The following is a 17,046-nucleotide window of genomic DNA, read 5'->3' as shown; positions in this document are numbered from 1 at the left end:
GCTTCAGCCGGCCCGTCCCCGCCAGGCGCGCAGCGCCATCCGGTCCCGACGGGCGGCGCGGGTGCGCTGCGCCTGGCGAGTCATCTCGACGGTGGAGGCGGCGACAGCAGCAGTCAATCGCGCAGCGTTCGGCTCGTCGTACCAGGGCAGCAGGTTGAGCATCGCCACCTTCACGCCGGTGGCGAACAGCAACGCCGAGCCCTTCGGCAGGGCCCGGATCCGAGCCGGGTCGAGGATCCGCTGTCGGCGCACCGAAGTTTGGTACGAGGCATGGCCCTTGCCGTCTCGAGTGCGGGAGGCCACGGCGACGTCGTGTTCGCCGACGAGCCGGGACAGGTCTTCGGCGAACCGGGCGTCGTCGATGCCGGCGCCGACTAGCTTGACCGTGGCCGCTGACCACAGCGCGTCCATGCCCTGTTCACCCCACACCCTGGTCCCTTGCCTGTAGGACTGCAGGATGGTCAGCGGGATGATGCCCCGGCTGCCGAAGTGGCTGTAAAGCTCGGGCAGGTCCGCGATTTTGCAGATGTTCGCTGCCTCGTCCAGGCAGGCGACCAGCGGTGGATCGAGTCGGCCTCCGTGCGCCTCGGCGAGTGTCACTGCGGCACGCAGCACTTGGTCGGTCAGACCGGCGACGAGCGGGGCAGCCGCTCCGGCACCGTCTTTGGACAGCAGGTACAGCGTGTCGGTGCTCTCGACGAACACCTCGACGTCCAATGCCGGCAGCGGTAGGTCCGGTGGGGTGACCCAGGCCATGATGGTCGGGTTGGCCAGGCATGCGGCTGCGGTGCGGGCGGTTTCGTAAAGCCCTTCGCGGGTCTCGGGTGCGCCGGCTTGCCGGCCGGCCATTGCCCGCGCAGAGGCACCGAACCCGTGGCTCTTGAGGATCGTCGCAGGCTCCCGCGACGTGGAGTCCGACAACCACGCTTGCACTGAGGTGAGCGTGCGGCCTTCCAGCGCGGCAGCCAGGATCAGCGACGTGAGCAGGTCCAAGGCACCCTGGATCCAGAAGTCGTCGCTGCCCTGCGAGTTGCGAACCTGTTGGACAAAGTGGTTCGCCAACCGCCGGGCGTCCTCGACGTCCTCCACAGCTGCCAGGGGGTTCCACCACCAGGCCTGCGAGACGTGAGCGATGGACTGCGGATCGAATACCCACACGCCGCCATGCTCGGCGCGAACGGCAGCCGTCGTCGCCCACAGATCGGGCTTGTTGCTGGTAGCGAGGGCCGCCCCCGGCGCGCCGAGGATCGATTGCACGGCCAGAGCGGTCGTCTTTCCGGCGCGTGGCGCCATTACCGCGAGGATGACGTCCTCCCAGGAGGAGTAGAGCCGAGGACCTGAACCGCGCCGCCGCCGATGCGCACCGAGCACGACTCCAGCTGATTCGGCCGAGATCTCCTTCACCGCCGCATCCGCCAGGCCGCGCCGTAGGCGCCGAGCCCTGGCGGCCACCGCGGGCAGCGTCATCACCCGTACCTCGGCGGGACCAGCCAGCGCCGGCAGAGGATCCTGGGCGTCGGGCCTGCGCCCCTGCCACCACACCGCCGCGAGGGTGACCAGGCCGACCAGAACTAGCAGCAGAACCGCGTAGACCAGACCGATAACGGTGGGGGACACGCCGGGCCACAACGCCGACCATTCGGTACGCAGCAAATGTCCCAGGTACGCCGACCCGAAGCCGGGGCCAGTGGCCGGCTGCCCGGTCACCGCGGCGGCGATCCGTCCGGCCAGCCACGACAGCCACATCAGGGCGAGTGCCGCCCACACCAGCCCGAGCACCAGGAACGGGGTGAGCGGGCCGCCGGCGCTACCGCCAGGCTCGACAGGCCGGGTGTTCATGGCTGCACCTGCCGGATCGCGGCGTCGGTGTCGTAGAGCTCCCACTCGTCACCGACCAGGGTCAGCGACACCGGCAGACCGTTGCGCTCACCGGTCTTGATCAGGTACTTGCCCCGGCCCGGATGCACCGAACCGGCGAACCACGCCTCCGGTGCCGCCCAGGACGCCACCAGCTCGCGCTCCGGCCCGGACAGCTTGATCACCTCATTGACCCGGTTCAGTTCGCGCGGCGGCAGCCCGGCCAGGATCTTGATGGCGGACCGTTCGATAAAGCCCTGAGCCTTGGCCCGGTCCTCCGGGGTGGGCAGAGCGTCGAGGTCGGCGAGGGAGTGGGTGACCATCACGCTGGCCATTCCTCGCTGGCGGTTGAGCCGGGTGAGCGCGTCGGCGTGCTCGACCAGGCCGGACGCGCCGCGCAGCGCCCGCCACAGTTCGTCCATCACGCCGAGGTACTGCCGGCGCGGCGCGAGGCCCTGGTCGGCCAGCACGGATGCCGCGTCGACCATCCCGAAGCCGTACGCCCAGGTGCACAGCATCGCGGCGGCCACCAGCTGGTCCCCGGCTGCGGCGACCTGGGAGATGTCGACGCTGACAGCTGGGGCGTCCAGGTCCAGGGCGTTGGTCGTCGGACCGTCGAACACCCCGCGCAGGCTGCCCTCGCACAACAGCGCCAAGGTGGGTACCAACTGGTCGACGCGGCGGCGGTACTCGCCGTCGGTACGTGCCCGGGCCGCGGTGAGGAGCTCGTCGGCGCCGGCTTCAACCAGGCTCAGCACGTCCGGCACCGTGGGGTCGCGGTCCAGGCGTTCGGCGAGTACGTCGATCGCGCGCCCGAGGATGATCTCCTCGGTGTTGTTGAGCGACTGTCCGCGTACCAGGGCGCACAGCGCCAGCAGTAGCGACATGCGACGGCCTCGGACCTCCAATCGCAGTTGCCTAGCCTCGGCGGTGCCCATGCGGGCGAGCGCGCTGCCGAGAGGGCCGGAGTCCAGTGGATTGAGTCGGTCCAGGCCACGGCCTACTCGGATGACCTGCCCGCCGAGGTGCTCAACGAGTCGGGTGTAGTCGGGCTTGGTGTCGCCGAGGATTAGGGCGCTGGTACCGAACCCGGTCATGCCGGTGATGAGTCGCTTGACCACCGTGGACTTACCGACGCCGGGTTGACCGAGGACGAACACACCGGGGTTGGTGATGAGGCCTTCGCGGAGCCATTCAAGGGGGTCGAGGCAGACGACCTCGCCCCACAGCATGTGCCGCCCGATCGGCACGCCGATCGTGGTGCGCCGGATCCGGCGACGAAGGGGAACAGTCCGCAGAGCTGGACGGTGGTGCCCTGGTACTCCATGCCCGGGGAGATGTGACTGGCTCGTCCAGTGCCGGGTGCCCGTACACCCCATGCTGGCGCCGGTGTGACTGCGTCTGCAGCGATGCTCTTCATGGATTTCTCCTGAAATTTGGCTTCAGCGGGGCCAGTGGCGGGCCAGCTGCGGCGGGCATACGCCGCAGGGCAGGGTGGTGGCGAAGCCGGCGGCCTGGCTGGCGCGCAGCTGCCGGAGCCGGATCTTTGCGACGTCGGCGCGGGACTCGACGTCGGCGATGGCCCGGCCCAGTTCGTCGGCGCAGACGACGGTGGTGGTGACGAACAGCGACATCAGGCCCACCCCGGACCCTGTCGCTTCTTCCCGCGCGGTCTGTAGGGCCCGTTCCCGGTCGGCATGGTCGCGGGCGGACTCGTCGCGTTTCTGGGCCCGGTTGTATGCCGCCCGGAATGCTGCCGCGTTGACCTCGCTCTCCACGATCCGCGCGGCCTCCCCGGCGGGGAAGGGGCGGTAGAGCAGCGAAACCCGCTTTGGGTACGGGCCGGGTGCCAGCAGCCGGGCGAGGACGTCGGCGTGCACGTGCTGGCGCGGTGCCTCATGCCATGCCCAGGACACCGAGGTGCCGGAGTCGTGCACGTACCGGTCGAGGTGCTCCTCGGCCATCACCGGGCCGGCGCTGTCCCAGTCCAGCCACCGGGTCAGATCCAGGCCCGGAGTCGCTGCCAGCCGGGCCACGTCACCGCGGCTGGCCGGGTCGAACGCCGTCCGCACGATGGCCGAGATGGTCTGCGCGCTGGCCCGGCCGAGGACGGTCAGTCCGCAGCTGCCCAGAGAGTCCTGCAGACCGGGCAGGGTCCGGCTGATCTCCTCCAGGGCTTCGTCGTGGTTCTTGGTTTTGCTGGGGGATGCGTCTGGTTTGAAGGTCACCGACACCCGCGTCTCCACGTCGGCGGCGGCCGCCGGGGACACCTCCACCAGCCGTTGCAGAACCCGCCGAGCGGAAGCCGGTCCGTGCGGGACGATCCGTCGGCTGACGTGGTCGGCCAACCGGGATCCGGGGTCCGGTGCGGTGTCCACCGTGACGGTGACGTGGTCGATGATCGGCAGGTAGCCCAGGTTCGCCAACCAGCCACCCCAGTTGGCCACCCACGCCGCGCTCGCGTCGGGGTCGGCCAGCCAGGTTGACGTGGCCGCGCAGCGCAGCGTCACCGTCATAGTGCCCAACCGGCGGTTGTAGACCACCCCGTACCCGCCGGCACCCTCGTCCTCGATGGTCAGCAGGGTGGTGGGCGCGAGCACACCCGGCAGTTGCCAGGCGTGTTCGCCGGCCACCATCACTCCGGAGCGGTACGAGGTGTAGCCGCGGCTAGTGCCGATCAGCCATCGCACTCGCTGTGCGATTCCGGCTGACAGCGGCACCCCGTCCCAGCGGAGGACCAGCAGCGCGACGAGCAGCACACAGGGACCGGCGGCAACGGCCAGCGTCTGCAGCCCCATCGATCCGGAGACGATCAGCACGGTGATCGCCGCGAGGACGGCGAAGGTCTGCATCGGTCCAAGGCCGAACAGCCCCATGCCCCGCGCCCGCCGCCAACCCCCGTAGGTACGGATCTGCGCCTGGTCGGTGCTCATGACGCCGTACTCCCGCCCCGCATCGCGGAGTTGGCCGTGTTCGCGCCCGTCTTCGCTGCCGTAGTTCCGGCCTGTCCGGCCAGGACGGTGCCGATGACAACCGGTGCCATCGGACCGGTCGCAGCTCCCGCCGCCCCGGCTGCAGCCGTGCCACCCCCAGCCGCCGCGCCGCCCGAGGCCGCAGCGCTACCAGCGGCGGACGCGGTAGCGCCGGTGCGGGCGGGCACGGTGGTCGTGGGTGTTACCGGACCTGGCTTGCCGCCCACCGTGGCGCTACCGTCGATCACCGTCGGCGCGTTACCGGTCCCACCCCCACCGGACCCGCTCGTGGGCGAGGGCGCGGACGGACTCGGCATGGCCCCGGTGGGTCCGTTACCGCCGCCGCTACCAGGTCCGCGTGAATCCATGTAGCGCGCGTGGTCGCCAGCGCTGTGACCGCCGACAGCTCCACGTGTCGAGGACGCGGCGTGCAGGCCTGCAGCCGCGCCTGCGCCGACGATGCCGAGGCCTGCGCCCCCGGACGCGATGCCGCCGGTGAAGACGGTGAAGAACTTCAACAGCGCGGGCAGGGCGATCACCGACAGGGCCAACATTCCGAGGCCCATCAGCCAGTCCCGTCCGTTACCGCGCATCATGACGAACGAGGTGCCGTACACCGATACCGCAGCCGGCTTGTACAGCGCGAGCGCCAGCGCCCAGCCGAGGGTTTTGTGCAGCCACGGACTGGTGCCTCGGGTGATGGAGCCTGCAGCCGCCAGCTGCAGCAGTCCGGCCAGGATGACCGCGGCGCCTTCGCGGAAGACCATCAGAATCGTTTGCACCACGGCGGCGAGGATGACGATGACACCGACCAGGATCATTACGAACGGAGCCACCGACGTGCCGGGAAGCAGCAGCGCGCCGAGCGCGGCACTCATCGCCTCGTTGGGTGGCTGATTGGACTCCTTGAAGATCGCCTCGTTCAGCAGCCACATCGAGTAGCTGTCCCCGGTCTTGAGGACAAGGTGGGTGCCGGCGACGCCGACGCTGCCCCACAGGGCGGTGTTCCAGACTCCCCGGACCGCCTGCAGAAGCGGCGCCCCCTTACGGCTGATGACGATGGTGATGCCCTGCCACACCAATCCACCGACCAGGACCAGGATCGTGATCGGCAGCATGAACCCACGCAGCTGCTGCGCAGGCCCGGCCGCGCCGTTGCACTGGGCCACCCAGTCGGTAGCCCACTGACTCGGGTCCGAACCGCTGGTCGGGCACAGGCTGTTCGACGGAATGAGCGTCCAGCTGGTCAGCAGGCCGGCGACCCACTGAATGGCGTCCTTGGTCGCGTCGGCCAGCCCGTCGAGGAGCGTGTCGACCATAGAATCCCGGACGACACCCGGGGCTTGGGCGCCGCCAACGATGATGCCGGCGCAGGTCGTGGGCATGAAGGGGTTGCAGAACGGCATGAGATCACCTGCCTGCGCTGAAGGGTAGGAACATGGCGGTGTAGGGATCCAAGACGACGGTCACGGCTTGGTCGAACGTCCCGCCGGCGGGCGCCTGTAGCGCCCAGTCCGACCCCGTCCAGCGCACGCGTACCTCGGTGCTGACCATCAGCGAGCTACCCGAGCCGTCCGGTGCCTCCGTCAGCAGGCGTAAGGCCACCTGGTCGTCGGTGTAGCTGAGGATCCGGTAGCCGAGAAGAGTCGCGCTCAGGCGCCCGGCGGGTTGCCCATCCGCCACGCCCATGTGGCGGCGCAACTCGTCGTACGCCTGCGCGACCTGGACCCGCATGGAGGCGGCGTCGGCTCCGACGACCTGGGTACGCAGCGTGGGTTCGAACACGCTCGGGCCGACCTGCGGGTTGGCGCGCACCAGGATGTGTGCGGCGGCCAGCACGGCGCCGCCGCGGTCATGTGTGAACCCGCGAGCCCGCCCGTCACTAGTTATGCGAGGACCTGACTGTTTCGACACGGGGACCCAGACTCCCGCGACGTCAATCCAGTCCAAGTCATCAGGTAGGGCCGCCTGTCCAGTGGAGGTGGTCTCGGGGCGGACCAGTACTGGACCCATAGGTGAGCTCGCTGAACGATTCGGGCCTGCGCTGATGGTCACCGCTGCTGCTACGGCGCAGACCGCCGCCACAGTGGCGATCAAAATTGCGGTGACCCGGCGGCGCGTGGTGCGGCGGGCGCGAGTGATGACGTCATAGGTCATGGCTCAGCCCGGCAGAATTGCGCCGACGACTACTGCCGCAACCGCGCCGCACGTGAGCCCGGCCAGCACCCACGGGATGCCAGCCGCGCCGTCGGCCGCGAACGCCGACCGATTCCGGCGCCCGACGGCCATCATGATCCCGCAATAAAGCATGCCGCCAACGCCAGCGACGACGAGGCCCCATTTCATCCAACTGATGAACAGATTCCCCGTGGCCTCAAGGCCGGGTGGGGCGGCGGGCGGGGGAGTAGGGGCTGCCAGGGCGTCCAGCGCAGTCCCAGCGAGGTAGTAAGCAAACACAGCAGTCTCCCGAAGGTCTCGATGCCCTCGGTTGGGCATCTGCCCTGGACCTTCGCCGGGTAGGGCTGACGGCAGAGTTGACGCTGGCATTGCTGCCACAGTTACCGCCGCTACCAGGCGCGACTGGCAGCGGTAACGGCCTTGGCAGCTCGGCACCGTCGTGGTCATGAATGCGCGAACTCGAGCCGCAGTGGCGCTCACCCTGACGTTGGCCGTTACCGGCTGCACCGCCGGCGGACAGCCAGCGCCGGCCAAGCCGGGGGGCACTGTCCCAAATTCGTCGGCGGTCGTCGCCCCAGCGCCACCGCCTACACAGCCGGGCTTCGCGTACACCGACCCGGGCGAGGTGTGCAGCCGATTCACGGCCGCCCTCTACAGCGGCGACACCCTGCGCGACGTAGGACCGGGCGACGCCTACGAGCGCGCCGTCCGCTTCGCCAGCAGCACGTTGGCTGGGCAAAGCCCGGCCGCCAACCAGGATGGCCGCTGGGCTACCTGGGCTGAACACCGGGCATACGTCGACGCGGTCGTGGAGCCCTTCGTCGACGCACTGCAGCCGGCTGGCACGGTGATCACCGCACGCCGCAGGGTTCGGGTGACCTCGACGCCCCTCGGCGAAGACAGCTGGCGAGGCTGGACCGAACACAGCTTGCTCGACTGCATGCTGCGTCGCGGCGGCTCGGACGGACCCGGTTGGCGGGTCGCTGAGTACGAGATCCGCCAGGCAGCTCTGCGATGAGCGGGCGCTGGCCGATCCTCGCTGGAGGGCTCGCCGTCGTAGTCCTGGCACCGCTTGCGCTGGTTGTGTTCGTTGCCTTCGCGGTGATCGGAGCGAGCCCGGCGATGGGCTGCACCATGAGCCCGACGAGCATCTCGCCTGGCGCAACTCTTGCGCCGCCGGACTGGTCGGATCAGGGCTCCTGGACCTCCGAGCAGGTCGGCTACGCGGCCGTCATCGTCTCCGTCGGAGCCGAGCTGCGCGTGCAGCCCTACGGCTGGGAGATTGCCGTGGCCACAGCCATGCAGGAGTCCACCCTGCGCAACCTCGGGCATCTCGGCGCGGACAACGACCACGACTCGCTCGGGCTGTTCCAGCAGCGACCCAGTCAAGGCTGGGGTACCCCCGAGCAGATCCTCGACCCCCGCTACGCCGCCCGGCAGTTCTACGAGCGCCTGGTCAAGGTTGATGGCTGGCAGACCATGCCGCTCACTCGAGCAGCGCAGGCCGTGCAGCGGTCGGCGTTCCCTGACGCGTACGCGAAGTGGCAGCCCGAGGCGCAGCAGCTGGTCGCGCTGATCAGCGACGGCATGAACATCATCTGCACCAGCGACGGCGGAGACCGACTACCGCCCCTGGACGACGCCGGCCTTCCCGACGGCTTTCTCCTGCCGACTGATCCGCAGCTGAGGGCAGTCGTCTCCTTCGCCCTTGCCCAGCGGGGCAAACCCTACGTCTGGGGTGCTGAAGGGCCGGATAGCTACGACTGTTCCGGTCTGATGATGGCCGCGTGGGCTGAAGCCGGTGTGCGAATCCCCCGGGTAACCGCCGACCAGGTCCACACCGGCGTCGCTGTTCCGTCCCTCGCCGCGATGCGACCGGGCGACCTGATCTTCATCCCTGGTTCGGACGGCACGATGACCCGGCCTGGCCACGTCGGGATGTACATCGGTGTTGATCGGAGCGGGCGGCAGTACCTCGTTCAAGCACCCAGGACTGGTGACGTCGTAAAGGTCGTCGCGGTCAGCAACTGGAGCCGCCAAGTTGCTGCTATCCGTAGGCCGCTCCTGATGTGATGCACCGCAGGCGCTTCGCTGTCGGAAACTTGACGCAGGTGCATTTGCGCCTTGATGCGCGCATAGGACGGCAGCCGTTCGCTCGTCGAAGAGGTGATCGCACAGCATCCAGCGGGACGCTGCCGCGTGCGGACCCGTTCAAAGCCAAGTGCGGCGGTATCACGACCGCTGCAAACCCGCATTCAACCGGCTAGATGATTGTTGAGCGCGAGGCGTGGTACCTAGCCGCGGCTCGATCGCTCTACCCTATGCACTCACTCTACGGACCGGCATGATGACGGAATGAGACGGCGCTGGGTCCTTTACGGACTCGTATCGGCAACGCTGCTGTCAGCGCTCATCGGGCTCGGCTTTCGCCTCGAGTGGTGGAAGGTCCTTGCCGACCCCGAGGCGGGCGCATGGCCCTGGGTCGAGGCTACGAGCTGGATCATCAGCATCGTCACCGGGACTTGTTCAGTGCTCGGTGTGCGTGCCGGGCAGGCGGACACCGCGCCTGCGGTCGCCGACGGCACGCCGTTTCCGCCGCAGCCCTACGTGGCGGCGGCACCGAGACGAGACGGGTCCCTGCTGAACCGGAACACCGAGTATGAGCATCTACGTGGGCTGCTGAGCGAGGACCAGCCGCCGGGCGTGGTGCTTGTGACCGGCCCAGCGGGGTCCGGCAAGACAAAATTCGTGGATACCGTGCTGAAGGACATGCAGACACAAGGCGTTGACCTTACGGTACACCAACGCAGTGTGACGCCCAGCCTCCGCTTTGACGTGCGCACGATAATCGGCGACATCGAGGGCAGGAGCCAACCGGCTGAGCTTCACCCAGGGGAAACCCGGCTGAGCCGTCTACGGCTCGCGTTGCCGTCGACAGGACTGACCCGCATCGTCATCGTGATCGAGGGCGCGGAGCACCTGGCCAACGCTGGTGACGGGCGGCGTGTCGACCTGCAGATGGATGAAGCTTTGGAGACAATTCTCCGGCCCACCGCTCCACACCGGGTGACGATCGTCCTCGTGAGCAGAGACGTCTTGGAGTCTCCGGCCCGGAGGCTCTGGGCGCAGGAGTCGCCAATCTCAATCGGCAGGCTGCCGCCACCCTACTTCAAGGCCTTCCTGGAAAGATGCGACCCGCACCTCCTGAGCAACGTTTCCGAACTCAGCCGCAAGATGCTGTACGACCGGCTTGCCGGCAACCCCAGGAACGTGCAACTGATGCTCACGGCGGTTGAACTCTCCCAGCATGGGCTGAGCTTGGAGGACCTGTTGGATATGGTCAAAGGGCTCGACCCCCGGGATATACCCCGGCGGCTCGCCGAGGTGCTGGTGGAAAATCTCAACGACTTTCACCGCGCCGTGATCGAGGCGGTCGCCGCGTTCGGAACGCCGATCGACGCCCGTGCTCTCGCCGAAGTGATCGGCCAGTTGGCCACCCCGGCACGCATCATCGCCAGCCTGCAACTGTTCGAGCGGCGCGACTTGGTGCGTATGACCGATGGCAAGTGCGCTCTGACGCACGGCGATGCCGACTGGTTCTTGCCGAAAGATCGGTCAAATCTGCTGCGTCGCGTCGCTGGGGAGCTCAAGCAACGGCTTGTGGCTACCCCTCGCTCTCTCACCGACCTTCAAGGCCACTTCGCCTACGTTGCTGTTCTGCTTGCCGCTCGGCGTTACCCGGTCGCGTTCTCAGCTTTGGAACCGATGACCGCCGCCCTCAAGCGATGGAACTGTGGCCACCTGCTGCTCGCCCAACGCGAGAGCCTGCGCGGCAAGCTCGGCATTCCCGAGTTGGAGATGTTGAACGACAACGAGCTGGGTGATGCGTACGCGACCCGGGGGGACTTCGATAAAGCCAGCGACGCCTATGGGCGGGCGCTCACCGAGGCGAACAAGCTCAAAGATCCCAAGGTGCGCGCTACCCTCCGCTACAACTTTGGGACGTACTACTGGCAGGAGGGGCGCGGCGACGAAGCCTACAACTACTACGAGAAGGCTAGAGCGGAGGCGGAGCTGCATCACCTGCCAGAGGTCATGCTGGTCGCGCTGCAAGGGTTGGCCGAGTGCCACCGGCGTTGGGGCGAATATGACCTCGCTTTTGCTCGTGTAAGTCGGGCGCTCGTTGAGCAGGCTCCGGTGGATCTCCTGTTGCGCGTCGCCCGGTGGCGGGTGGAGACGGGCAGCACTGAGCTGGCGGAAGAGCTGATACGGCGTGCCAGAGCCGCCTCACGCGATAGCGAATGGCATCTGGTCGCCTGCCAGGATGCCTATGCGGATCTGCTGCTCGCTCAAGGCGATCTCGCTGGAGCCCGCCGGGAAGCAAGCCAGGCGCTAGAACAGGCGGTCCAGGCCCACAATCCCGTCGCGGTGCTTCAAGCACGCACCACTCTCTGCTGGACTGCCGTCTACACCGGAGATTTAGACGAGGCGAGACAGCACATTGAGGATGCCGAGCACTACCGGACACCGGGCAGTGCACTCATCGTGCTCGCCCTGAACGCGCTGGTGCATCAGTCATCAGATCCCGGAAAGGCATCGAAGCTGTTCGACAGGCTGGCAGAAGAGGCAAGCGAACGGATCAAAGACGAGAGAGACCGTGGCGCTCGCGACATGATGGGATTCGCGATCTGCGGGCAAACATTCGATCCGGAAGCCGCGATCGGGTTCTTCGATACCTCCGAAGGCGCCCCGGTTCTGCGGGCACGGCGAGACCTGTTGGTGAGACGGCTCGACGAGTACGCCCGTCCAGCCGGGCGCCTCAGGCCGGTGCTCGACGTCCTTGCCCAGGGCTCTTCACGAGCCGCGGATTGACGACGGAAGCCAACCTAGCTCTTGCGCTCGCAGTACGGCCTCCATCCGGTTGCTCACGTCCATGTCGCGGTAGAGCTGCTTAAGAATGCGGAACATCGCGCGCTCGGAGTAACCAGCCGCATCTGCCAATTCCGCCACGGTGGACCCGGCGGCGAGTCGGCGCAACCACGACAGCTGCACCTCTGAGAGCATCCCCGGTTGGCCCTGCGGCCCGCTGGTGAGCGCCGCGAGCACGTCGGCTGGCAGGACCGCCTGGCCGTCCGCAGTGGCCTCCACCGTCCTGCAAAGGCTCGCCGGACCCGAGGCGCGTGCCAGCACCGACCTCGCGCCCAGGTGGACTGCCCGGACTGCGGCGGGGTGCAAATCCTGCAGCACCGCGACCACGGCTGCGGCAGGCTCGTCGCGCAGCCTGACCAGCAGCTCCCAGTTTGGCTCATCCAACAGCGTCAGTAGGACGACGACCAGCCGGCGGGAGGCCGCCCACGCAAGCACATCCTCCGGTGCCTCCACCCGGTGTCCGGCCCTAGACAGCACCGTCGCCGCGCCCTCCCGGAACAGGGGAAGCGGGTCGAGGACGGCAACATGCAGCACCGGCAGAGGTTAGACACCTGCGGGCCTCGGTGGGCAGATCGGCACGCGCGAACGGCAGAGTAGTGCCGTCCCGACGTCGTAGTCACGCCATAAGTGGTCATGGACCCGAAATGGGAATCATCCGTAGCTTTGTAGTAGAGACAGCTCAGCTGGGAGGCGCCGATGGTTCCGGATGACATCGTTAAGCCGCCGCACAAGACCGTCGAGATGACTCAGCTGACGCCGCAAGTCAGGCCTGCAGAGCTCAGCACCGAGATTTACGAACTCATCCGGCTGTGTGCAACCGAGAATCCGAACAACGACGCAGCGGAGATCCATGAGTGCCTGACAGCAGGGCGTTGCAGCGGGAAAGTCGTGCAAGGGCACGAACGCATATCGCTTCTCCTGGTGCTCTACGTCATTGCTGACCAGCGGAAGACCGAGGCGTCCTACCGCCCCGTCCACGGCCGGTGATGTCAACCCGTTCGAACTGTCGACGGCTGCGCCGTGGCTTATGAACACAGGCTCTCGCGCGCTGCGTCCCCGCTTTACAGCATTCAGTAGGTAGGTGAGTCAACGTCTAGCCCCATCGCCGGTTCAGGCGAGACAACGCGGGACCATGGCTTGAGACCGACCGGGTACATCAGCAAACTCCGCCTCGAAATTTTCAACGTCGCCCCAGCGTCATCGGAACGGCCCGGAGCCGTGCTAGTAGTCGCGACCGCGTTGGCTGACTGGCCAATGGTGCTAAGCGTGGCGGGGTGCCGAGTGCCAATATTCGCTGAGAGCCAGGTCGGCTCACGCAAGGAGGATAAACGTTGGCACAGCGATGAGGATGCCAGCCAGAGCGCCTGCGACAACCTGGCCAATAGTGTGATCACCCAGCCGCACGCGGGACCAGCCCACCAAGACGACGATCGCCAGCGATGCGATCAGCGCCGGCCCGAAGACGATGATCAGTACGGACATCGAGCCGCTGGCGACCGCAGCGTGTGCACTGAGCTTCCACACCTGGTTGATGGCGGTGACGATGAGCAGCACGGCGAACATCACCACGACCATGGCGACGAGCGGTCGAGGCGCACCGGCGAGGACGAGCACGGCGAGACCGACAAGGACGGACAACAGTCCGTAGACCAGGGGCATGCGGCGCTGCTCGCGTACGCCGATGTGGTGGTCGGTGAGTCGTCCCCGTCGTACTCCGACCCAGATGACGGCGTACGGGACGGCGGAGCAGAACAGTATGGCGAGCAGTGCCCAGCCGAGGCCGGTCACCACGGCGGGGGCGGTGCTGTGCAGAGCAATGATCAGCGGCATCAGGGCTGCGAAGACGGCCGGTGCACATGCTTCGGTGACGACCCGTGCCACTCGGGAGGTGCTGATGGCGGGCAGGTCAACGAGTGCGGGCACGATGGAGTTCTACCTCTCGGACGACTGCGTGTGAAGAGACATCGCTTCGGATGTGGCACGCGTGATGATCTTTGTGGCCATCGGCGATGTGATTGCGCGGGCTACCTGAGCGAGCCACGTCACCTGGTCGGCGGCGCCGAGGTCACCAGCGGCCGAATCTCGCGACGGGCCCAGCGGTAGGGCAAGGGCTTCGGTGGCCTCACCCGACGGGGGCGCGCCATCGAGCCGGGAGGCCAGTGCCGCACCGATGACGACGGCTTCGACCATGGCCGTCTGCTGGTCACCGAGGAGGCCACCTTTCTGGGCTGCATCTTTTGCGTGGGCGGCGACTGATGCCGACATCCATGGCCGCAGGGTGGCGTAGCCGTCGAGAATCTCCACGGTGATCCTGACCCGTCGCAGAGAGGCGTCCCGGGCGATCGAGAGAGCGCCGCGGACGCCTGACGGCGGCGGAAGCAGCGCGATTTCGGGCAGCACGGCATGGATCCGCGCCCATAGCGGGTACAGCCGGTAGTAGTCACGAGCGGCTGCGGCCCCTGCCCATAGGCGGTCCAGGCCGACGCGAGGACCCCAGGAAGGAATTGTGGAGCCGATCAGGACCAGCAGGATCGACGTGCTGAACGCCAGCACCACTACCGCATCCGTAATCTGAGCCCAATCGGCGGACCTGTTTGCCAAGGCAATGGCCACGAGCTTGGCGGCCACGTATGCGAGCCCCCACAGCGAGCCGACCGTGATCATTCGAAGGCCAAAGCGCAACAGCGGCCGATGTGCGATGGCGGCGTAACGGTTCGCCAGGACCACTACCTGCGTCAGTGACCAGCCCAGGTAAGCCAGGTACACGAACAGGTAGGCCAGGTACGCGAACTGGAATGGCGGGTGGGAAGGCCCGCCGTCGTACTCGGTCGCGCGAACGCGCGGATCGGAGCGACTGCCGTCCAGAAGTGTTGCGACAAACATCATGATCATGACAGCGATGGTGAGCGCCAGAGCGATAGTCCGCCGCCGTACCCGCCGTCGGTTACTGACGTCGCGACTGGTCATGTAGAGAAGAAATGCTTGCGCCGCTGTGGCGCACACCAGCGAGAGGCAGTTGGACAGCAGGCGAGTGACGTCCGGGATCCCGGACAGCTCGTCGATCTTTGACATGAGTGGCTGAATGGTCATCGATATGGTGATCGCGATCAGGGCAAGGCACAGTGCCCGTAGAGGGCGGTTGTCTCGGTCCCGCGCCAGGTCACGCAACTTATAGAGGCTCATACCCCAGCAGACAAGCGTCACGGCGATCATGAGGCCGTGAGCGAGCTTCACCATCAGGCGGCCCGGCCTTCCAACGTCGCCACCAGCCTGGCGGAGACTCGAGGATCAGCTGGCTCGGAGGTCGGAATCGTGGACCATGATTCGGCGCGTTGCACGGCGACCGTCCCGAAGACCTCCGCCCGGCGCTCGATCGGCTCGTCATACGCGAGACGCGCCAGCGCAATCTCGGGTACCGACGGATCTACCGACGGCATGAGCATGGCCGCAAGACATTCGAGATCATTTGGGATGGCGACATCGTCGAACATCATGTGCCCGTATTCGTGGCCGATGATCAGGCTCTGCCGCACTTTGTTGGCATTGGCGTCGTAGAAGACGTAGTCGGCGAGTTCACCAGCTACCCAGAGGCCGTGGGGGGCAAGGGCTGGCAGATGCCGGGGGATGAGGTGAACCTGCCGTCCACGGCGATGCTCGACCCGGTCGTGCAGCTGAGTGAAGGTGAACGTCGAGGGCAGCTTGAGTGCGGCGAGGAGCTGCGCCGCCTGCTGGCGCAGGTGGCTCACGCTGCTATCGGGATGACGTTGCATCGCATTCCCTGTTCATCGGGCTCCGGCATGGTTTGGTCCCGTGGCGAGCACTCGGCGGCTTCACCGCACTGACCTGCCCGCGTGGTACTCGAGAACGGAGGAGAGCTGCTCCAGCATCTGTGTCTGGGATCCTGAAGATGGCTTTGGTGCTACCCAGCCGTTCGTCAGTTGCAGCACCCGGGTGGCGAACACCTCGGCCTGGTGTTCCTCGCGATGGGTGTAGACGACCCGCTTGAGATCCCGCCGCAGGCCGGCCAGGTCGGCTGTATGGAGAGCCTTCCTGATATCGCGGCCGACGGCGGGACTACCGACGTGATCGAAGACCATATGGCCGATGCCGTGCAGGACGAGATGGTCCCGGTGGAGGCGAGGTAGAGCCGAAACGATCAAGATGTGATCCGTCGTCGCGCCGCGGCACCACATGGCGCGAGCATCTGCTCGGCGCGTCCGGACACCCTTCACCACCAGCGGTCGGCCTCGGGCCTGCTCCAGTTCCGTGCAGAACTCGCCCACCGTGAAGGACGTTGGCAGGGTCAGGCTGTGTAGGACCTCGTCGCATCGGCGAATCTGCTGCTCGTTCCACGCTGTGGTCCGGTCGTCGTACCACCACCAGCTCTGTAACCGTACGCAGCCGGCGGTGACCGGCGGCCGGTGGCTTGATTGTTTGAGGACGTCGGTCATGAGTGGGGCTGCCGATCGGTGTTCCTCAGCCGGCTGCGGGCGGCAGCCTCGAGTCGCTGCACCTGCTCGATCATGGCGACGACTGCCGCGTGGCCCTCTGGTGATAGCCGGGCGTCTATCAGGCGCATGGCTACCTGCTTGATATGCGGATCGGTCAGGGCCTGGGCGAGCCTGTGTTCATGCTGATCCTCTGACGTCTCAGCGAAGAAGGTGGGGGGCTGCCCAAAGAAGGCTGCAATGGCGTCGACAACCGAACGCCGCGGGTCGGGCGATCGACCCTGTCGGAGGTTGCTCAGGTGAGTGTGGGAGATCTTGCAACCTCGCCGCGTCAACTCGTTCGCGACGTGACGGACGCTATAGGGCTTACCCGCGGGGTCTCTGACATGGAGAAATAGCCAGTCGAGCCGTTCGGCGAACGTCTCGCCAGCTGAATCGTCCGCATCAACCATCGGGACTCCTTGCGACTTGGAACACAAGGTTTACACGAAGGTCCTTGATGGAATCAAGCATTGACATGGCTACGCGGTGTGTGCGTAACATTACGAGCCTCTGGCAGCGGGCGTGGCCAACGGGGCTGAAGTGTCATTGGCCGCTGCCAGAGTGCTCCTCCGCGACGGCTGCAGCGCCATTACTACCTGCCGCCTCTGCCCAGGCCCTGG

General features: G+C 67.0%; 16 protein-coding genes. 4 read left to right on the top strand and 12 right to left on the bottom strand.

The features are described from left to right. Nucleotides 1-3: 3 nt before the first annotated feature. The 6 genes from IF22_RS0121285 to IF22_RS36000 form a co-directional block, all read right to left on the bottom strand. Complete coding sequence (locus IF22_RS0121285) at nt 4-1,839, bottom strand: type IV secretory system conjugative DNA transfer family protein (RefSeq protein ID WP_081883936.1); 1,836 nt, start codon at nt 1,837-1,839, stop codon at nt 4-6. Continuing rightward, nucleotides 1,836-3,107: a hypothetical protein gene (locus IF22_RS33240; protein ID WP_245233692.1), complete on the bottom strand. Its 1,272-nt coding sequence runs from the start codon at nt 3,105-3,107 to the stop codon at nt 1,836-1,838. The genes IF22_RS0121285 and IF22_RS33240 overlap by 4 nt, the downstream gene beginning before the upstream one ends. Before the next feature lie 192 nt (nt 3,108-3,299). Continuing rightward, entirely contained in the window at nt 3,300-4,790 is a 1,491-nt protein-coding gene (locus IF22_RS0121275; protein ID WP_030334680.1) for an SCO6880 family protein, read from the bottom strand. Further along, on the bottom strand, nt 4,787-6,235 hold the full coding sequence (locus IF22_RS35120; RefSeq protein ID WP_156057772.1) for a hypothetical protein: 1,449 nt from the start codon (nt 6,233-6,235) through the stop codon (nt 4,787-4,789). The genes IF22_RS0121275 and IF22_RS35120 overlap by 4 nt, the downstream gene beginning before the upstream one ends. 4 nt (nt 6,236-6,239) lie before the next feature. Beyond that, nucleotides 6,240-6,842 (bottom strand): DUF8175 domain-containg protein, encoded by a 603-nt coding sequence (locus IF22_RS33930; protein WP_483414221.1) that lies wholly within the window; start codon nt 6,840-6,842, stop codon nt 6,240-6,242. Nucleotides 6,843-6,989: 147 nt separating this feature from the next. Next, the gene (locus tag IF22_RS36000) at nt 6,990-7,175 is read right to left on the bottom strand and encodes a hypothetical protein (RefSeq protein WP_245233691.1); all 186 of its coding nucleotides are present in this window, start codon (nt 7,173-7,175) and stop codon (nt 6,990-6,992) included. Nucleotides 7,176-7,476: 301 nt separating this feature from the next. On the opposite strand from IF22_RS36000, the gene IF22_RS0121255 reads away from it, so the two are divergent. From IF22_RS0121255 to IF22_RS0121245, 3 genes are all read left to right on the top strand, one after another. Then, a complete protein-coding gene (locus tag IF22_RS0121255) occupies nt 7,477-8,025 on the top strand; it encodes a hypothetical protein (protein ID WP_156057769.1) in 549 nt (182 codons plus the stop codon). Further along, nucleotides 8,022-9,080, top strand: coding sequence for a C40 family peptidase (locus IF22_RS0121250; RefSeq protein ID WP_030334670.1), 1,059 nt, complete (start codon nt 8,022-8,024; stop codon nt 9,078-9,080). The genes IF22_RS0121255 and IF22_RS0121250 overlap by 4 nt, the downstream gene beginning before the upstream one ends. A gap of 282 nt (nt 9,081-9,362) precedes the next feature. After that, nucleotides 9,363-11,879: a tetratricopeptide repeat protein gene (locus tag IF22_RS0121245; protein ID WP_030334668.1), complete on the top strand. Its 2,517-nt coding sequence runs from the start codon at nt 9,363-9,365 to the stop codon at nt 11,877-11,879. Here the strand turns inward: IF22_RS0121245 and IF22_RS0121240 are convergent. Further along, nucleotides 11,862-12,470: a helix-turn-helix domain-containing protein gene (locus tag IF22_RS0121240; RefSeq protein WP_051708685.1), complete on the bottom strand. Its 609-nt coding sequence runs from the start codon at nt 12,468-12,470 to the stop codon at nt 11,862-11,864. The two genes, IF22_RS0121245 and IF22_RS0121240, sit on opposite strands and share 18 nt — an antisense overlap. 162 nt (nt 12,471-12,632) lie before the next feature. Between IF22_RS0121240 and IF22_RS0121235 the strand changes: the two genes are divergently transcribed. After that, on the top strand, nt 12,633-12,923 hold the full coding sequence (locus IF22_RS0121235; protein WP_030334665.1) for a hypothetical protein: 291 nt from the start codon (nt 12,633-12,635) through the stop codon (nt 12,921-12,923). 324 nt (nt 12,924-13,247) lie between these two features. Here the strand turns inward: IF22_RS0121235 and IF22_RS0121230 are convergent, their stop codons facing one another. The 5 genes from IF22_RS0121230 to IF22_RS0121210 all read right to left on the bottom strand — a co-directional run bounded on the left by IF22_RS0121230 (nt 13,248) and on the right by IF22_RS0121210 (nt 16,836). Beyond that, a complete protein-coding gene (locus IF22_RS0121230; RefSeq protein WP_245233701.1) occupies nt 13,248-13,766 on the bottom strand; it encodes a phosphatase PAP2 family protein in 519 nt (172 codons plus the stop codon). Between the two features lie 102 nt (nt 13,767-13,868). Then, nucleotides 13,869-15,173, bottom strand: coding sequence for an MAB_1171c family putative transporter (locus tag IF22_RS0121225; protein WP_030334661.1), 1,305 nt, complete (start codon nt 15,171-15,173; stop codon nt 13,869-13,871). Continuing rightward, nucleotides 15,173-15,682: a hypothetical protein gene (locus IF22_RS33925; RefSeq protein ID WP_156057763.1), complete on the bottom strand. Its 510-nt coding sequence runs from the start codon at nt 15,680-15,682 to the stop codon at nt 15,173-15,175. The genes IF22_RS0121225 and IF22_RS33925 overlap by 1 nt, the downstream gene beginning before the upstream one ends. Nucleotides 15,683-15,766: 84 nt before the next feature. Continuing rightward, nucleotides 15,767-16,387 (bottom strand): hypothetical protein, encoded by a 621-nt coding sequence (locus tag IF22_RS35115; protein ID WP_156057760.1) that lies wholly within the window; start codon nt 16,385-16,387, stop codon nt 15,767-15,769. After that, entirely contained in the window at nt 16,384-16,836 is a 453-nt protein-coding gene (locus tag IF22_RS0121210) for a hypothetical protein (protein ID WP_030334658.1), read from the bottom strand. Before IF22_RS0121210 ends, IF22_RS35115 begins: the two co-directional genes overlap by 4 nt. Between the last annotated feature and the right edge of the window lie 210 nt (nt 16,837-17,046).

Source organism: Micromonospora parva (assembly GCF_000718515.1).
Taxonomy (GTDB): domain Bacteria; phylum Actinomycetota; class Actinomycetes; order Mycobacteriales; family Micromonosporaceae; genus Micromonospora; species Micromonospora parva.
This window is presented reverse-complemented; position numbering and strand designations above follow the sequence as displayed.

Excerpts from the sequence above, each read along its gene's own strand:
- IF22_RS0121285 (WP_081883936.1), bottom strand. The coding sequence starts at position 1,839 with ATGAACACCCGGCCTGTCGAGCCTGGCGGTAGCGCCGGCGGCCCGCTC.
- IF22_RS0121275 (WP_030334680.1), bottom strand. The coding sequence starts at position 4,790 with ATGAGCACCGACCAGGCGCAGATCCGTACCTACGGGGGTTGGCGGCGG.
- IF22_RS35120 (WP_156057772.1), bottom strand. The coding sequence starts at position 6,235 with ATGCCGTTCTGCAACCCCTTCATGCCCACGACCTGCGCCGGCATCATC.
- IF22_RS33930 (WP_483414221.1), bottom strand. The coding sequence starts at position 6,842 with ATGGGTCCAGTACTGGTCCGCCCCGAGACCACCTCCACTGGACAGGCG.
- IF22_RS36000 (WP_245233691.1), bottom strand. The coding sequence starts at position 7,175 with ATGAAATGGGGCCTCGTCGTCGCTGGCGTTGGCGGCATGCTTTATTGC.
- IF22_RS0121250 (WP_030334670.1), top strand. The coding sequence starts at position 8,022 with ATGAGCGGGCGCTGGCCGATCCTCGCTGGAGGGCTCGCCGTCGTAGTC.
- IF22_RS0121245 (WP_030334668.1), top strand. The coding sequence starts at position 9,363 with ATGAGACGGCGCTGGGTCCTTTACGGACTCGTATCGGCAACGCTGCTG.
- IF22_RS0121235 (WP_030334665.1), top strand. The coding sequence starts at position 12,633 with ATGGTTCCGGATGACATCGTTAAGCCGCCGCACAAGACCGTCGAGATG.
- IF22_RS0121230 (WP_245233701.1), bottom strand. The coding sequence starts at position 13,766 with ATGCCGCTGATCATTGCTCTGCACAGCACCGCCCCCGCCGTGGTGACC.
- IF22_RS0121225 (WP_030334661.1), bottom strand. The coding sequence starts at position 15,173 with ATGGTGAAGCTCGCTCACGGCCTCATGATCGCCGTGACGCTTGTCTGC.
- IF22_RS35115 (WP_156057760.1), bottom strand. The coding sequence starts at position 16,387 with ATGACCGACGTCCTCAAACAATCAAGCCACCGGCCGCCGGTCACCGCC.
- IF22_RS0121210 (WP_030334658.1), bottom strand. The coding sequence starts at position 16,836 with ATGGTTGATGCGGACGATTCAGCTGGCGAGACGTTCGCCGAACGGCTC.